Raw genomic sequence first — 16376 nt, 5'->3', positions numbered from 1 at the left:
TCTTTAGTTAATATTCCCAAGACTTGTCTAGATAGCATCTAATTAATAGCATATCCCAATTTGTACTTAGTGGCAATAGTAATTATATCCCGTCACCATACATGCCTTCCACAAAGTTTTTTCGACTTTTCTGAATAAAACTCACTACCTTTCCATCACGGATAATAATAATCACCTCATTGCTATCTGGCCGCTTCCCGCTGGTTATCAAATCACCGGATTTGTCATTGCAGCTATCTGCCATAGCTTCCTTCCTCCTTCGTGCGTTTTCTGCCGCTTGATAGAAATTCAAAAAGCAAAGCCCCTTTCCGAGGAAAGGGGCTAACGTACATGCGCCTTCCTCTTATCTGTCAGGATTTCTCCTGCTGGAATTAGCACCACTGCAGCATAGCTGCCGGTTGCCGGGTGTCATCGGGCCAGTCCCTCGACCACTCTGGATAAGAGTCATATGAAATTTAACATATTTTAACATAGACAACTAGAATATGTCAATACATGGCCTGGTGAAATTATTCGTAATTTTTATTCGTCTGAGTCACTGCCTTATTTGATCTTCTTCCACTGACGTGAAACTTACCTGTCCTTCAGCACAACTGACAGACTTCCCCTCGTCTTTACATAAATATGGAATTTTGCCAGCAAATATAATCTGGCTGGGGTAAACACTACGATGACCGGAAATTAAATAGCTAATTGAGCAGCTGACCGCTGCATAAGGAATAATATCACTGCCAAATAATTCAGCAGCCATAACTACGGCTGCTACCGGAATATTTACTGCTGCCGCTAAGAGCGCAACCATACCAAGCACAGCATACACTGCTATATCCAGATTCCCGAAAAGCTGCCCAAATAAATTGCCGGTCATAGTTCCAACAATAATAATTGGCATAATGATTCCCCCGGTTCCACCACAGCCAAGCGTTATCCCTGTAGCCAGCGTTTTCCAGAAAAAAGCAACCACTGCAACAGACTGTCCACTAATCCCGGTTTCGAACAGTTCTAATCCTAAGCCCAAATATAACGGACTGGCAAAATATCCAATCAGAATAAGCATAATACCGCCAACAAAGGCTTTTGCCTGTTGAGCTATATGTAAACAGGTAAAACCATGTTTGCAAAAGTTGATTGTTTTGATAAAAAAAATAGCTGCCAAACCACACACTACTCCCAGTATAATGGATTGAAAAATAAGATACCCTGTAGGCTCGACGTGAATTTGCAAATAGAAGTAAGGTATTCCTATTATACGACAAATATAGTAGCCTGCCAGCCCCGCCACAAAGGCAGGATAGAGTGTATCATAAAGAATTTTCCCAATAAACAGTACCTCGATCCCAAAAATGGCGCCAGCAACAGGTGTTCCAAATACACAGGCAAATCCAGCACTTAAACCGCAGGTAACTACTTTGCGGCTGTCAGCCCTGCTGACTCGTAGAAACTTTGCCCATGCTGACGCGAGCGTAGCACCAATTTGAGCTGCAGGACCTTCCTTTCCGGCTGACCCGCCAGCAGCAATCGTTATAATTGTTGCCGCGATTTTTACTGGCATTTCCGCTAGCTGCAAACAGCCATCTCGCTGATGAATGGCTTCAATTACTTTATCACTGCCGCCTGCTGTTTGAATCGCTGCCACACTCATTAACCAACAATTCAAGCCTAAGATCACCGGTAAGAAAAAATAGTAGTACCACACTTGGGTCCACACCGCAATCGCCCAGGCCAACATTTTTAAAAATACTGCCACACCGGTTCCGACAATTACTCCTGTTGTTATACCCAGAAAACTCCATCGAAGAATATAAATAAGCAAGACTCTTTGTTCAAACAAACTATCCTTCCACCCAAACCACTTGCCAGCAGGATTCATATTGCTACCACCAGTACTTAGGGTATTGGCGCTTGCCGGCAAGATTATTCACCAGTATGCCTACAAGTACCAAAATACAGATACCCACGCCTACCGGCAACACGATAAATAGCCAGTCTTGTTTGGTAATTACAGCAATTAGAGCTGTTGCCCCGGCCGGCGGATGAACAGTCCTGGTTCCTACCATAGTAGCTACCGCTAATCCTACACTAAGCGCTGCCGTATACCAATGAGCACCAGCTAGCTGATAGATAAAAACTCCAATTACAGCAGCAAGTAGGTGTCCTGCAACAGCATTTCGGGGCTGGGCAAACGGAGCTGCTGGAACCCCATAAATCAGACAAGCCGATGCTCCTAACGAAGCGACAAGAACCGGAACATCTCTGATCAGGCTTAAGTAAGTTATCACCCCCATACCCGCAACTGATCCGACAAGCGCCCAAAAACACTCCGACAGTGGTGGACTAGCTACATCACATCGGTGTGTTGTTTTACATTTTTTTAGGTAAGTTTGACAAGATAAAACGATAGCCTTTATCGATGGTTTTTCTATAGACACTTCTTTCGGTTTACCGCCAATCATGATACCACCTCTCAATAGTCTTTGCCGCTGACATGTATGAGTGGAATTTTTTATTGAAAATGGGGAAATGCCGCTAAAAACGGCATTTCCCTAACCACTTATTTTTTTGTAACCAAAGGAACCAAACAAGCAAGCGTGAATATCACATATGACAAGCTAATCATTGTTCCGTTGTTAGTAACGCCGCCTTGGTGTGCCAGAAAGAATCCTATCCAAAACCCCCAGAAGGCGGCATTCATCAGTGGGTTACGATATTTCTTTCGCCAAGACACTTCTGTGGTAACAACATTAGTATTCGCATTAGGCACAGGATTTGTACTCATTACAATACCCCCTTTGCATATTTCGCATTTTTATTGACTTAAGAAAGATCCTTAAATAGCATGCAAGCAAAAATCCAAGCATTAATGCCCACAAGCAGCGAAATGATTAAACAATAAGGTATTGTCCGATTCATTACCTCGCCTTCGCGACCCTCAAGACCAACAGTTGCTGAGCCAATCAACACTTTTGACGGAGCGATGGCGCAGCCAACTGAACCGCCGACAGACTGCACGGCACATAGGATAACCGTACTAATTCCTAACACCTTAGCTGTCTCAAGCTGCAACGCGCCAAACATGACGTTGGAGTTGGTGTTACTACCGGTAAGAAATGATCCTAACACACCAATATATGGGGAGAATATAGGGAACAAAGCACCAGTAGAGTTAGCAATTCCTTTTGCCAGTAAGTTGGTCATACCAGTATCGTTCATAATCAACGCCATCATAACCATGGTAGTTATCCCAATACTGGTGGGAACACATTGTTTAACCGTGGCTTCAAATGCTCCACTAAAGGCACCCGGCTTCCACTTACGAGCCATTTTGAATATAACAAAAGCGCATAATGCTGCAAATAGCAACAAAGGAGCCGGATGCGAAAAAATATTAATTTTAGAGTACATTTTTTCAGCTTTTATTGCGAAACCGGCAGCAGTCGTAATTGCCGGATAGTTAAGGCCCCATGAATAGGAGGCAAAAAGTTTTGAGACAGCTTTGACCTGGGTCAGAATGCATAATGCGATTAAGATATAGTAGGGGGAAAACGCCATATGAAATCCCATATATGGCTTTTCGTCCTCTTTTTTAGTCCCATCTGCCTCGTGACGATAAATAGTTTTGGCTAATATAGCCATAGTTCCGCAACCACAAAGTGCCGGAATTAAAGTAGCCAATTGCGCTGCACCCAGTTTATTCATAAACCAGCACATGAACGCCATTACGGTACCAGTTATCATAACTGCCGGCAAACCTCTTTTAACAGCGGAGAAACCGCCGTAAATATGGCATACAGAAAGTCCGGTAGCATAAATAGGAATAGCAAACAAAATCGCCATCCAGGGACCGATAATATCGCCGGGAATCTTAGTAGCCAGTTGAATCGTATAATAGGACGAACCCATAGACCCAAAGCTAATTGACCAAGAGTGCCCTACTAGACAGGTAGCAGCCGCAACAGCTGGCTTGAAGCCCATAACCAGCATAATCGGCGCAACAACAGCAACAGGCACGCCAAATCCGGCAATACCTTGCATAAAACTGGCAAAACACCATGACATAAGTAAACATTGTAATAATTTTTCTTCAGTCACATTGATCATGGTATCGCCAATTACTTTAATAGCACCATTCTTTTCAACAAAATTATAGAGGAAAACCGCACCCCAGATGATGAGCAACACATACAATGCCATTGCCATACCTTTACTATTGGCTAAAGCCAATATTCTAGAGTCGCCACCAAAGACAAACATACCAATAACTACTGCCGTAAACCATGAAACTGCTCCTGATTTCGGCGCACCCCATTTAAACAGTAAAATAGTGGATAGCAAGACTAAGATAGGTAGGAAAGCGAGTATCCAGTTTGTAAGAGTTAAGGCAACACCCTTATCCATACAACCAAGCCTCCTTCCAAGCCTCTTTGTTCATGGTGAACAAAGAGTGCTACATTAGTAAGTCCCTGGTTCCTTTTGTTCACACAGGGACCAGGGACTTACGGCATAACGCCTATTTAGTTTTTAGACAACTTTACTTAGCAGGTGGAAGCGGAACCTCCATGCCAAGTGTTTTCGCACGCTTGTTAACGAAGCTTTGAATTTTAACTACATGCTCAGACTGCAGGTGGCTGAAACGTCCCTGCGTTTGGAGGTACTCGTCAACAGGCTTACGATTCTTCGGCACATTAGTGAATTTCTTATTAGCCCAATCACCATCTTCAACCTCATATAGATTCCACATACCGGTTTCTACGGCTAGTTTAGAGATCTCAATGGTACGGTCAGACGGGAATGACCAGCCCTTCGGACACGTACATTGCAGATGAATGAACGCCGGGCCATCTTGGGCAAGGCCTTTCCGAACCTTGTTCATAAGGTCAATGGGATAACCAATGGAAGCAGTAGCACCATACTTGATATACGGATGGCCGCCTGAACAGAATATAGCCATCGGGTCTTTCAAGTGATGTTTCTTAGCTTCAGGAATCTCCGGACCAGCTGGGGTAAACATTGTGGTAGCACCGTACGGAGTGGACGGGGAAACCTGAATACCAGTGTTGGCATAAGATTCATTGTCATACATTACGCAGAGAACTTTATGCCCGCGATAGAACATAGCTGACATTGCTTGCAGACCAATGTCGGAACAGCCGCCGTCACCGGCCATAACAATAATGTTGGGGAATTCGTCCTGGATTTTCCCCTTCTTAATCATCATACGAAAAGCTTCAGCAATACCGGAAGCTACAGCACCGGCGTTGGTAATTTGTGCATGAGTCCAGGGTACAGCCCACGGACCGCAGGCATAACTAGTGTTAGCAACATACATACAGCCAGTTGGCCCAACAAAGATTGTATTTTTACCAGCAGCTTTAGCTACTAGGCGATACGCAAGAGCCGGGCCGCAACCTGCACAGGTACGATGACCTGGGACATACGTGTCCACAAGATCTGTAGTCTGTGCAATTGACTTAACTAATTCAGCAACTGCCATCGTTTACTCCTCCTTATTATTTACTGGGGGCAGCTTCGGTTTTAGCAGTATTAATTTGGGAAGCACCTTCATGATAATCATTGAAGTTAACCCAAGTACCGCTTTGAATAAGTTTGCCAGCATTTAATGTTTCTTTCATCATTTCAGCCATAGCGAAGAACTCGTCATGGGTAATAGTCTCGCCGCCTAAACCGGAAGTAAAGCTTTGAATAATCGGCTTGTTCTTAATTTCAGACATCGCAGCTTTAACTTCGTTCGAGAGAACGCCGCCAGCGCACGGAGCACCATAAGATGTTCCAGTATCAATAACACCAGCAACTTTAAACTTGGTCAAGATTTGAGCAATGTCCTCATCCGGGAATGGACGGAACCAGCGTATTCTGCACATACCGACCTTGTAACCCGCTTCACGGAGATATTTGATGGCACTACGGCAAGTAACCGCATGCGCACCTTGCAGCACAAATACCATGTCAGCATCGTCTGTCATATACCCTTCAACGAACGGAGCATAGGTCCGGCCAAATACTTGAGCAAATTCTTCTGTTGCCTGAACAATTTTTTCTTTAACTTTTGTCATAACAACATGACGGTCCCACTCCAGAGGTGGTCCCATTTCCGGCTCGATCTGTGGCCCCATGATAACAGGGTTATTCACATCAAGACGGAACTTCGGGTTGAATTTAGGCAGGTATTTGTCAACTTGTGCTTGATCAGGCATTATATAATCCTGCGCAATATGGGTGACAAAATAACCGTCCATAGCGACGATTTGCGGCAACATGATTTCAGGATCTTCACCAATCCGAAAATACATTAGGCTATTATCTAACGATTCCTGGGCATCTTGTGCCCAGCCATAAATCCAGCCATTATCACGGAGAGTTAAGCAATCCGTGTGCTCAGAACCAAAGTCACCGGGAGGGTCAAGCGTACGATCGCCAACAAGGGCCTGGATTGGGCAACGACTGCCCGCAATTGGGGAATAGGTTTCAAAAGCATAGGTAACGCCTACACCGGAAGAACCGGTAGTGGCACGGGCACCAGCCATGGATGCGCCGTGAGCAATACTAAACTGCGCATGTTCGCCCTCACCATGAACCATTTCGCAATTCATAGCACCATTAGCAATCCGCTTCGCTAATTCAGCCATAACCGCTGTATACGGGCGAATAGGATATGATGCTGAAACATCAATATCGGCAAGCTGCCAAGCATCTGCAACCGCAGTTAACCCTGTACCTTTTTTCTTGATTGACATCTCATTCACTCCTTATTCATCAAAATCGAGTTCAGGCACGCGACTTACGGCCCCAACCGGACAAACGTTGCTGCAAATACCACAACCTTTGCAATACTTCAAATTGAAGCTGATTCCGTCGTCCTTGGAGTAATTAACACAGGCATCTGGACAATAAATATAACAAGTTTTGCACTCGGTGCATTGTTCTTTATCAACTACCGGACGGAGAAACCGCCAGTTCCCGGTAATCATACCCTCGTTTTCGGTCTGAGGGGACGGAACAATAGCAGCAAATGGCACTTGCTTATAAACTTTTGCCATATTTACACCTCCCTAAAATTACCAACTACTACAGATTAACAACTTGAACTGCATCCCAACCTTGCTGAACAGCCTTTTTGTTGTCAGCAAGTTTGATTAAGGACTCTAATTTAACGATTCCACTTGCTTTGGCAACAGCAGCAGCCATAGCTGCGCCAACGCCGGCACCAATCTTGGTATCGTCAATACAACCTTCGGTTCCATCAAAGGTATGGAACACGCCAGCACCCAAGGCATCAGCATCAATAGCGGCAACAGCTTTTACTTTACTCACATTTTCTTTAGGCGAAAGGTACTTAATTAGCTTGTTGACGTCACGTTTGGTATTGATGACAACAACGCAGCCATCTTTACAGCCTTTAAGAATGTCGTTGCCCTTCACCAGTGTTTCTTCGGCCAGCACAACAATATCAGGGCGGTAATTCTCATACTCATAAAAGGTTTCGATAGGTTCCGGACTAAGCCGGGCATAGCTCTTAACAGGAACATTGATCCGGTCAGGCAGATCAACATAGTTATCGAAGGATTGATTGTACTTTCCTTCGAGGCTACCTGCCTTGGCGAGCAGTGTAGCAGTGTCGCGAGCTTCTTTGGCTAGGGTTACACCCCTAGTCCATACAGTTACTTCCTTCATCTTAGCATCAACAGCAACTGCTAGTGTCATTTTCTCTCCCCCTTTTAAATACTAAAGATTGATCAACAGGTGACCATTAGAATCGCTTACCCGTTCTTTAGCCATCACCCCCATTGGCAAAGTTTCCTTTACTTTTTTAGAGATATTTGACGCAGACCATAGCCAAAATCCTCATTTAACACCTTATAGATGTGAGTAGCTATACTCTGCGAATCACTAACATAGCGTTTCATCGCTGATAAAGCTGCGTGCTTGCAGATGGCCTCAATATCAGAACCCACCGCGCCCTCTGTAGAAATTATCAGTTCATCCAGATCAATACCGTCTGCTAAAGGCATTTTTGCGGTATGAATCTTAAATATTTCTAATCGTTCTGCTTTATTAGGTAATGGTAGTTCCACAATATAATCAAACCGTCCTGGCCGCATAAGTGCCGGATCTACCATATCAGGCCGGTTGGTGGCAGCAACAACAATTACATTGGCACTATCCATTAAACTATCTAGTTCCAAAAGCAGTTGACTTACTAAGCGATCTGTTCCATTTCTGTCTGTTACCGCCCGTACAGGCGCTAATGCATCAATTTCATCAAAGAACAGAATGCAGGGAGCGATTTGCTTGGCTCGCTTAAAAATGCGTCGCAGACCCTTTTCGGCTTCGCCGAACCAGCGGGAATTAAGCGCAGCGGCATCTACCGATATGAAATGAGCTTCACTCGAACCAGCCAGTGCTTTTACCATTAGCGTTTTACCTGTTCCTGGTGGTCCTGTCAGCAAAAATCCTTTCGGCATATTGTGCTGCATCTCTTTAAACAATTCGAGGTGCCGCAGCGGCATTTCAATCATAGCCTGCAAGTTTCTCTTTATATCAGCCATTCCCCCGACTTGTTCCCACTTGGTATTGGGCCGCTCCGAGAAAAACTCCCTGGTCGCAGTTGGCTCTACTTCCCGGAATGCGGCATAAAAATCGTTCATGTTGATTGTCAGCTTTGCCAGATCTTCTTCCCCGATTTCTTCCGCGAAATCAATCTGTGGCAATAACCGCCGCACAGCGTTCATCCCGGCTTCCTTACAGAGAATGGCAATATCTGCGCCAACAAAACCATGCGTCATTTGGGCAAGTTTTTCTATGTTTACCGAAGAATCAATTGTCATTAAACGAGTATGTATTTTTAATATTTTTAATCTTCCGAATCTGTCAGGCGGATTAATGGAAAGCTCCCGGTCAAATCTTCCTGGCCGGCGAAGCGCCGGATCGACCATATCGGGTACGTTAGTAGCACCGATAACAACTACTTGCCCTCGATTCTTCAGACCATCCATCAAAGCTAATAGCTGGGCAACAACACGTTTTTCAACATCTCCGATTACTTCAGTTCGTTTAGGAGCGATGGCATCAATCTCATCAATAAAGATAATGGCCGGTGCCCGTCTTTGCGCTGTCTCAAATATCTCTCTAATCCGGGCTTCACTTTCTCCATAGAACTTATTGATGATTTCGGGACCATTCACGTGCAGAAATGCCGCATTGGTTTCACTGGATACAGCTCTAGCCATCAGGGTTTTACCTGTACCCGGCGGGCCATAGAGCAGGACTCCTTTAGGTGCTTCAACCCCTAGCTGTCGAAAAATTTCAGGGTACTTAAGCGGCAATTCAACCATTTCACGAATACGTTGGAGCTCTTTGTCAAGACCACCTACATCTTCGTAGGAAGCTCGAAAACTGCGATCTTCCGAAGCATCCGTTTTAGTCACTTTTATTTTAGTAGCTGCGTTAACGATTACAGCCCCCTGCGGTGCTGTACCGATAACAGTAAAGTACTGACTTCTCGCTCCGGCCAGATTAACCTTAAGCCTATCACCGGTAATCATTGGCAGTCCATTTAAGACTCGTTCTAAATGCTTACTATCTTGGGCATCACTAAAATCTATTGTTACATCCAATGGACTCAAAACTAACGTTTGTGCTGGTTGACGCGCAATTTTTCTTACCGTTACCCGTTCGTCTATTCCGACTCCGGCATTTTCTCTAATTATAGATTCCATTTGGGCAATATTTTGATTTTTATATTGACTAAAACAGGGAACTACTTTGGCAACTGTCGTTTTTCTCCCTTGAATCTCGAGAATATCACCTATAATAACTTCCATTTTTTCCATGTCGGCGTTATCAATCCGGATATATCCCTGACCAACATCTTCCGGCATAGCATCGGCAACTCTAAAGGATATGGCTTTTTCCATGATAGATTATCCTCCTTTAGAAGGTGGTCTTCCTGGGAACCTCTTACAGTTGTAATTATAAGGTACACGCCCCAGCTTGACTACTATATGGTAAATAAGGATTATTTTGTTAATATAATTCATGGAATTATCCTAAAAATGGATTAAAAAAAGGATAGTAAACTCCTCGCAACTGAGTTGCTTACTATCCTTTGGTAAAAACTATAAACAGAATAGATCATCCTTAGTGTATTTATGCAATGGCCTTCCCACTGGTCCGTACGAGAGGATGCCTTTCAGCCAGCCGTTATCAGTTAAATAGTTTAAGTAGCGCCTAACAGTAACCCTTGATATTCCAACCAATTTTGCTATTTCACTTGTAGTAAAATAATCAGGCTGTTTATTTATGATCATCAGAATAGCTTTCAGGGTCGCTTTGTCTAATCCCTTGGGGATATTTTCTTTTAATTCATTTAGGCTATTAGGTATGCTTTCCCCCGGAGTAGCTCCTTTTAAACAGTCAATATCTTTCTGACATAGCTGCTGTGTTTTGTTTAGTCGATCAATATACTGCTGATAACTCTTTAGTGCTTTTTTGAAACGTTGAAGTGTAAATGGTTTTATAATATAATCCACTACTCCGCACTGCATTCCCTGTTGAATTGTCTCTGAATAATGGGCTGCCGTAACTAAGATAACATCAATGTTAATTCCCTCTGCTCTTACTCGCCGTAACAGATCAATCCCGCTTTTTCCCGGCATATAGATATCTAGAATGACCAACCGTGGTTTAACACTAACTATCATATCATACCCATCTGCCGCATTAGCCGCTTGTCCTACTAAGTGGAAACCCTTCACTTGACTGATATATTGCCGGTGAAGTTCCATGACCATCGGATCGTCCTCAACAATAACAATATCAACTCCCATTCCGGTTCCCTCCTCTTTTCTAAGTATCCAGGTTTACCGTATTGGTATCTTTATACAAAAGGTACTACCCTCGTTTTCACACGAGTGAACAGAAATTGTGCCGCCGCAGATTTTTACCTCTTGCATGACTAAAGCTAGTCCAACTCCCCTGCTACCTTGTTTAGTAGAAAAACCGCGGTGATAAATCTTCCTCCGGTAGGGTTCAGGTATACCTTTACCTAAATCACTGACTTTGATATTCAGGTATTTCCTGCCTTCAAAGATATATACAGTAATAATTCGCCGTTCAGCAGGCAAGCTGGCAACGGCATCCATGGCATTAGTTATTAGATTGCCCAGCACTGTAACCATAGACAAACTACTAAAGCTGACAGGAAGCGCAAGGAGTTTACTTCGGGGATGAAGCCGAAGAGAAATTCCCTGCTCACTGGATTGACTTATTTTTCCAATAATTAATCCTGCTGTCGCCTGATCTTTAACCCGCCTAACAATAGAGCTAACCAGATCCTGCTGTGTTTTATACATCAATGTTATCAGTTCAACGACTTTATCATACTGTTTCATCTGAATCAACCCGGATATAGCGTGCAATTTATTGGTAAATTCATGGGATTGCGCCCGCATGGATTCCAGGAGGCTTTTCAATCCCACCAATTCTGCTGCCAGGATCTTAACGTCCTGTTTATCCCGAAAGGTAGCAATAGCCCCAATGACAGCGCCATTGACTATCAGGGGTACCCGATTGGTAATAATAAATTTATCCCCCACTTCCTGCTCCTGATCGTATTCAGCCTGAGTGGTTTTTAACACAATGGGTAAACGTGAGTTGGGTATAACCTCCCAAATATGTTTACCAATAATATTATCCTGGCGGCCCAAGAGGCGTTGTCCTTCACTATTCACCAAATCAATATAGCCGTCCGTATTAATAGCAATTACACCTTCACGCATACAATGCATAATGGCACGTTTTTGCTCCAGAACAACAGTTACCTGATGTATTCGCTGTTTAAGTTTTAAATCGGCATCACCATATAATTGAGCGTTGTGAACTGCGATGGCCGCATGGTTAGCAAAAGTCTCGAGCAGCTTTTGATCAATGGGTGACATCTGCTGCATAGAACGAAAGCCTATAATCAATACTCCAATATCAAGTTCGTGCAAATAAAGCTTTATAAGCTTTACCTTAGATAAACTTTCTTTTTTAAAAACCGCCCTCATCTGCTCAGATATTAAGTCTTTATATTCTATGTCCATCAGGCTTGTTGTACAAACTAACATCTCCGAAATAGCGGCAGCTGAGTGAATATCCTGCCAGCCAGTTGTAATCGACTCGCGCAAATTACTAGTCTCATCCAGCAGCAAAATACTGCCACAATCTGCATGAAATAAACGCAAGGCGCTTATCACTATAAAATTCAATACTTCATATAGGTCAAGAGAAGAAGTAAGATAGACAGCTATTTCGTTAATGGTTCTTAACTGCTCGAACTGTTTGTAGACTGTTTCTTCGTACAATGTGAAAAAGTACTCTGATACATATACCCTTGCCCTATCTAATAGCGCATCAATCTCCCGCCGGTAGCGGTTGAGGCTGACCAAATCATCTTTTAGAAATTGAGACATAGCATCCTTGAGCGATTTTTCGTATAGATCAAAAAGCAACATGATGTCTGCCAACTTAACACCCTGTTCGAGCCGAAGCTTGCATACCCAGCTGATATAAACTTTTAATGGCATAATGTTTCCATCTTTTACTGACTCTATGACGGCTTCAGTAAGTTGAATAATTTCTTTTGCCAGATCGCCTCTTGGCATTTCGATATAGCAAACTGGTGCCCCTTCGATCTCCAATTCACAAATCGTACCTGTATTTGTTTCCTGTTGGATAGCTTCAATTATTGAGGCCAGGTAATTCATCTAACCACCTTGCTTCATTTTTTTTTATTACTTTATTTTTTTATGTTATCGTTTGGTTGACTAAACAGCATCTCAATACTTATTATATAACTGAAATACATTATTTGCCATTCAATTTTCAGATTTGTCAAAATTATTTATGTCCATGTCGGCAGCACATTAACTCATACCAAATTCAGAATTGAAAAACATGTTCAACCGCTTATTAGTTATAGCTAGGGGTGCCCAACGGCTGAGAGGATGAACTCCAACCCTCGAACCTGATGTGGTTAATACCACCGTAGGAAAGCATTCATGCCAATTACATTGAAGCTTGCCTGCCCTCACCTCTGCCTATGGCTAAAATATAATTATGAGGAAGGGGAAACTAATCATGTATACCACACAAATGGATGCTGCCAAACAAGGCATCATCACTGAACAAATGCGTATCGTCGCGCGGGAGGAAAGTCTGGAACCCGGGCTGCTACGCGAGCTAATGGCAGGCGGCAAGGTTGTTATCCCGGCTAACCGACAGCATACCAACCTTAGCCCTAAAGGCGTTGGCGAAAAACTTCGAACCAAAATCAATGTCAATTTGGGTGTTTCCAAGGATTGCTATGATATGGAGCTTGAATTAGAAAAAACGCAAAAGGCGATTGAGCTAAAAGCAGATGCCATCATGGATTTAAGTTGCTATGGTAAGACCCGGGAATTTCGGCGCAAGTTGATTGAACTGTCTCCTGTGATGATTGGCACTGTGCCAATGTATGACGCTGTTGGCATGCTTGATAAGGATTTAAAAGATATCACTGTTGATGAGTTTTTTTCAGTCGTAGAAAGACATGCTGAAGATGGTGTGGATTTTATGACCATTCACTGTGGCATGAACCTGCAAACAGCCGAACGAGTGAAAAAGAATAAGCGGCTCACCAATATCGTTTCCCGCGGTGGTTCACTGCTCTTTGCCTGGATGGAATTGAATAAACAAGAAAATCCTTTTTATGAATACTATGACCGGCTGCTCGATATTTGCGAAAAGTATGATGTGACCATCAGCTTGGGAGACGCCTGCCGCCCCGGTTCCATTAATGACGCTACCGACCCAGCACAAATCGAAGAACTCATTACCATGGGCGAGTTGACTAAACGCGCCTGGGCAAGAAATGTGCAGGTTATGATCGAAGGTCCTGGTCATGTAGCTATTAATGAAATAGCTGCCAACATGTTGTTAGAAAAAAGGCTGTGCCATGGCGCACCGTTTTATGTGCTTGGCCCACTCGTTACCGATGTCGCGCCTGGTTATGATCATATTACCAGTGCAATTGGCGGTGCTATTGCCGCAGCCAATGGTGCTGATTTCCTCTGTTATGTAACACCGGCCGAACACCTTCGTCTTCCCAATTTGGACGATATGAAAGAGGGAATTATTGCTTCCCGAATTGCCGCCCATGCAGCCGATATTGCCAAAGGAATTCCGGGGGCAAGAGAATGGGATAATCAGATGAGTGCCGCTCGTGCTGATGTGGATTTCCCACGAATGATTGAACTAGCTATCGATCCTGAAAAAGCAAGAGCCTATCGGGAAGAATCAAAACCAGAATGTGAAGATACCTGTACGATGTGTGGCAAAATGTGCCCGATGAAGAACATGAAAAAGATTCTTAATGGTGAAGACCTGAGCATTATATAGTACCATTTTTGTATCCTATTCTTTATTGAGCTTGCTATACCTTTGTATTAGGAGGCGATGATTTATGGATGCCTATCAAGCACGGGAAAAGCTTATTGCAGGAAATAGACGATTTGTGACTGAGAAATACGCAAAAACAGACATCGGATTTAATAAACGCGCTGAACTCATCAAAGGGCAGCAACCCTTTGCCATAATTCTTGGTTGCTCTGATTCCCGTATTCCCCCCGAAATTGTGTTTGACCAAGGGCTAGGCCAGTTATTCGTCGTGCGGACAGCAGGCCAAGTAGTTGATGCTGTTGTGCTTGGCAGCATCGAATACGCCGTAGAACACCTCGATGTACGGTTAATTTTAGTATTGGGTCATCAAGACTGTGGAGCCGTCAAAGCAGCGTTAGAGAACAAGCAAGGTCCTGTGCACATTGCGTCTATCCTTCAATCTATCGCCCCTGCCGTCGAAACCGCCAAAAACCGTACCGGCGAATTGCTCCAAAATGCAATTAAGGCTAATATTGAATTTACAGTTGAAAAGCTGCAATTAACTAGCCCCATTCTAAAAAAAGCAATTATGCACAAAGGCCTGCAAATTATCGGCGCTATTCATAATATATGTGACGGCAGTGTAACCTTAGATTATACCTAAACCTTTACAAATTTTTTACTTCAGAAACCATAGAACAAAGTGAATACTAAACCCCAGAGAAAAGACTCCGCAAAATAGCGAAGTCTTTCTCATTTTACTCCAGGGCAAAATGCTCGTTGTCATCAATATGAATCCAATGGTAACAAACAGCATACTCTGCTAAGGATTCTTCCGCAGCGGCCCTCTTTGGAGCATTCAGTTTAGCCTGGGCATCTTCAAGAGTGGTAATATTGCCACGTACGGCAAAAACTCCGTATGACATATCATCCATAACTATATGAAATAGGGTTCTCCCATATTCGCTTCCTTGGCCCTGACCCTCATAAATTATACTTGCCAAGGAACCTGTTGGAGCTTTAACCGATTCTACAACTATCATTCCCTTTTCTAACTTTGTCATTGCCTGTATCCCCCTTTTATCTTCATTACCATTATTATACAATAGCAATCAGGCATCGCGCTATTTTAGTAAATAAAGTAAACTAAAATTTTACTAAATTAACAATTCAACTTTCTGACTACATGCACCCAATTATTTGTGTTGCACTTATCCCTGCACTGGAAATCCACTTTCACCTTGTTTATTCTAGCGCAAAAAGGGACTACCGACAGGTAGTCCCTAAAAATATGCTGTATATAATAATAATAGCTAAAATAATTGGAGGCGACACCCAGATTCGAACTAGGGGATAAAAGTCTTGCGGACCTTTGCCTTACCACTTGGCTACGTCGCCATATTTATGGAGCGGAAAACGAGATTCGAACTCGCGACCCTCGCCTTGGCAAGGCGATGCTCTACCGCTGAGCTACTTCCGCATATTCGCCGTTAGACACTCGATTCTCGCTATCTAAAAATCGAATGTCTAACGTCAAACATCGAGATTGGTGCCTCAGGACAGAATCGAACTGTCGACACGAGGATTTTCAGTCCTCTGCTCTACCGACTGAGCTACCGAGGCGTGTATTCAATTTTCGATAGTCGATTTACGACTTTCGATATGTCATTTTTTGAAGGTATGCTCCTTCAAAACTTCACAGAAGAAAGACTGCGCATTAGAATTAATCTATTAGTTCGTTATCTCCATTCCTTGCTCATTCGAACACTCGAACTTCGATCACCGAACCTCGAATATAAGTCAAGTCCTCGGCCTATTAGTACCAGTCAGCTGCATGGATTACTCCACTTCCACATCTGGCCTATCTACCTTGTAATCTTCAAGGGGCCTTACTTCTTTCGAATGACAGACCTCATCTTAAGGCTGGTTTCACGCTTAGATGCTTTCAGCGTTTATCCTTT

The 16376-nt window shown here is 43.5% G+C and carries 15 protein-coding genes, 3 tRNA genes, 2 riboswitches and 1 other annotated feature (1 of these 21 running past the window's edge); of the genes, 2 read left to right on the top strand and 16 right to left on the bottom strand.

Annotated elements, in window-relative coordinates; genetic code table 11:
* Window positions 1-82: 82 nt before the first annotated feature.
* The 12 genes from SALPA_RS29140 to SALPA_RS18810 form a co-directional block, all read right to left on the bottom strand.
* Window positions 83-244, bottom strand: coding sequence for a hypothetical protein (locus tag SALPA_RS29140; protein ID WP_186451137.1), 162 nt, complete (start codon window positions 242-244; stop codon window positions 83-85).
* A gap of 96 nt (window positions 245-340) precedes the next feature.
* Window positions 341-444: riboswitch (SAM riboswitch) on the bottom strand.
* A 91-nt stretch (window positions 445-535) separates the two neighbouring features.
* On the bottom strand, window positions 536-1870 hold the full coding sequence (locus SALPA_RS18860; protein WP_145097471.1) for a chloride channel protein: 1335 nt from the start codon (window positions 1868-1870) through the stop codon (window positions 536-538).
* A 4-nt stretch (window positions 1871-1874) separates the two neighbouring features.
* Window positions 1875-2453, bottom strand: coding sequence for an HPP family protein (locus SALPA_RS18855; RefSeq protein ID WP_145097468.1), 579 nt, complete (start codon window positions 2451-2453; stop codon window positions 1875-1877).
* Between the two features lie 98 nt (window positions 2454-2551).
* The gene (locus SALPA_RS18850) at window positions 2552-2776 is read right to left on the bottom strand and encodes a hypothetical protein (protein WP_145097465.1); all 225 of its coding nucleotides are present in this window, start codon (window positions 2774-2776) and stop codon (window positions 2552-2554) included.
* A gap of 38 nt (window positions 2777-2814) precedes the next feature.
* A complete protein-coding gene (locus SALPA_RS18845; RefSeq protein WP_145097462.1) occupies window positions 2815-4395 on the bottom strand; it encodes an L-lactate permease in 1581 nt (526 codons plus the stop codon).
* Window positions 4396-4528: 133 nt separating this feature from the next.
* The gene (locus SALPA_RS18840) at window positions 4529-5491 is read right to left on the bottom strand and encodes an oxalate oxidoreductase subunit beta (protein ID WP_145097459.1); all 963 of its coding nucleotides are present in this window, start codon (window positions 5489-5491) and stop codon (window positions 4529-4531) included.
* A 16-nt stretch (window positions 5492-5507) separates the two neighbouring features.
* Complete coding sequence (locus SALPA_RS18835; protein WP_145097456.1) at window positions 5508-6752, bottom strand: oxalate oxidoreductase subunit alpha; 1245 nt, start codon at window positions 6750-6752, stop codon at window positions 5508-5510.
* 12 nt (window positions 6753-6764) lie between these two features.
* Entirely contained in the window at window positions 6765-7055 is a 291-nt protein-coding gene (locus SALPA_RS18830; protein ID WP_094603185.1) for a 4Fe-4S binding protein, read from the bottom strand.
* Between the two features lie 28 nt (window positions 7056-7083).
* Window positions 7084-7719, bottom strand: coding sequence for an oxalate oxidoreductase subunit delta (locus SALPA_RS18825; protein WP_145097454.1), 636 nt, complete (start codon window positions 7717-7719; stop codon window positions 7084-7086).
* Window positions 7720-7817: 98 nt separating this feature from the next.
* A complete protein-coding gene (locus tag SALPA_RS18820; protein WP_145097452.1) occupies window positions 7818-9932 on the bottom strand; it encodes a CDC48 family AAA ATPase in 2115 nt (704 codons plus the stop codon).
* A gap of 201 nt (window positions 9933-10133) precedes the next feature.
* Window positions 10134-10844 (bottom strand): response regulator, encoded by a 711-nt coding sequence (locus SALPA_RS18815; protein WP_145097449.1) that lies wholly within the window; start codon window positions 10842-10844, stop codon window positions 10134-10136.
* A 33-nt stretch (window positions 10845-10877) separates the two neighbouring features.
* A complete protein-coding gene (locus tag SALPA_RS18810) occupies window positions 10878-12764 on the bottom strand; it encodes an ATP-binding protein (protein ID WP_145097446.1) in 1887 nt (628 codons plus the stop codon).
* 207 nt (window positions 12765-12971) lie between these two features.
* Window positions 12972-13068: riboswitch (TPP riboswitch) on the top strand.
* A 66-nt stretch (window positions 13069-13134) separates the two neighbouring features.
* On the opposite strand from SALPA_RS18810, the gene thiC reads away from it, so the two are divergent.
* Together thiC and SALPA_RS18800 are read left to right on the top strand one after the other, a co-directional pair.
* On the top strand, window positions 13135-14436 hold the full coding sequence (gene thiC / locus SALPA_RS18805) for a phosphomethylpyrimidine synthase ThiC (RefSeq protein ID WP_145102107.1): 1302 nt from the start codon (window positions 13135-13137) through the stop codon (window positions 14434-14436).
* A 64-nt stretch (window positions 14437-14500) separates the two neighbouring features.
* On the top strand, window positions 14501-15079 hold the full coding sequence (locus SALPA_RS18800; protein WP_145097443.1) for a carbonic anhydrase: 579 nt from the start codon (window positions 14501-14503) through the stop codon (window positions 15077-15079).
* Window positions 15080-15173: 94 nt separating this feature from the next.
* On the opposite strand, the gene SALPA_RS18795 is transcribed toward SALPA_RS18800, so the two are convergent.
* The 4 genes from SALPA_RS18795 to SALPA_RS18780 all read right to left on the bottom strand — a co-directional run bounded on the left by SALPA_RS18795 (window position 15174) and on the right by SALPA_RS18780 (window position 16038).
* Window positions 15174-15479 carry a hypothetical protein gene (locus SALPA_RS18795; protein ID WP_145097440.1) on the bottom strand — a complete coding sequence of 102 codons (306 nt, stop codon included), beginning with the start codon at window positions 15477-15479 and terminating at the stop codon, window positions 15174-15176.
* Between the two features lie 259 nt (window positions 15480-15738).
* Window positions 15739-15813: transfer RNA gene (locus tag SALPA_RS18790), tRNA-Cys, on the bottom strand.
* 7 nt (window positions 15814-15820) lie between these two features.
* A tRNA-Gly gene (locus SALPA_RS18785) sits at window positions 15821-15895 on the bottom strand.
* A 67-nt stretch (window positions 15896-15962) separates the two neighbouring features.
* Window positions 15963-16038 (bottom strand) — tRNA-Phe (locus SALPA_RS18780).
* A gap of 173 nt (window positions 16039-16211) precedes the next feature.
* Window positions 16212-16376, bottom strand: a sequence feature (23S ribosomal RNA rRNA prediction is too short); it runs 293 nt beyond the window's last position.

The sequence above is a fragment of the Sporomusa sp. KB1 genome (assembly GCF_007830295.1).
Taxonomy (GTDB): domain Bacteria; phylum Bacillota; class Negativicutes; order Sporomusales; family Sporomusaceae; genus Sporomusa.
This window is presented reverse-complemented; position numbering and strand designations above follow the sequence as displayed.

Coding starts and splice junctions, on each gene's coding strand:
- SALPA_RS29140 (WP_186451137.1), bottom strand. CDS start 244: ATGGCAGATAGCTGCAATGACAAATCCGGTGATTTGATAACCAGCGGG.
- SALPA_RS18860 (WP_145097471.1), bottom strand. CDS start 1,870: ATGAATCCTGCTGGCAAGTGGTTTGGGTGGAAGGATAGTTTGTTTGAA.
- SALPA_RS18855 (WP_145097468.1), bottom strand. CDS start 2,453: ATGATTGGCGGTAAACCGAAAGAAGTGTCTATAGAAAAACCATCGATA.
- SALPA_RS18850 (WP_145097465.1), bottom strand. CDS start 2,776: ATGAGTACAAATCCTGTGCCTAATGCGAATACTAATGTTGTTACCACA.
- SALPA_RS18845 (WP_145097462.1), bottom strand. CDS start 4,395: ATGGATAAGGGTGTTGCCTTAACTCTTACAAACTGGATACTCGCTTTC.
- SALPA_RS18840 (WP_145097459.1), bottom strand. CDS start 5,491: ATGGCAGTTGCTGAATTAGTTAAGTCAATTGCACAGACTACAGATCTT.
- SALPA_RS18835 (WP_145097456.1), bottom strand. CDS start 6,752: ATGTCAATCAAGAAAAAAGGTACAGGGTTAACTGCGGTTGCAGATGCT.
- SALPA_RS18830 (WP_094603185.1), bottom strand. CDS start 7,055: ATGGCAAAAGTTTATAAGCAAGTGCCATTTGCTGCTATTGTTCCGTCC.
- SALPA_RS18825 (WP_145097454.1), bottom strand. CDS start 7,719: ATGACACTAGCAGTTGCTGTTGATGCTAAGATGAAGGAAGTAACTGTA.
- SALPA_RS18820 (WP_145097452.1), bottom strand. CDS start 9,932: ATGGAAAAAGCCATATCCTTTAGAGTTGCCGATGCTATGCCGGAAGAT.
- SALPA_RS18815 (WP_145097449.1), bottom strand. CDS start 10,844: ATGGGAGTTGATATTGTTATTGTTGAGGACGATCCGATGGTCATGGAA.
- SALPA_RS18810 (WP_145097446.1), bottom strand. CDS start 12,764: ATGAATTACCTGGCCTCAATAATTGAAGCTATCCAACAGGAAACAAAT.
- SALPA_RS18800 (WP_145097443.1), top strand. CDS start 14,501: ATGGATGCCTATCAAGCACGGGAAAAGCTTATTGCAGGAAATAGACGA.
- SALPA_RS18795 (WP_145097440.1), bottom strand. CDS start 15,479: ATGACAAAGTTAGAAAAGGGAATGATAGTTGTAGAATCGGTTAAAGCT.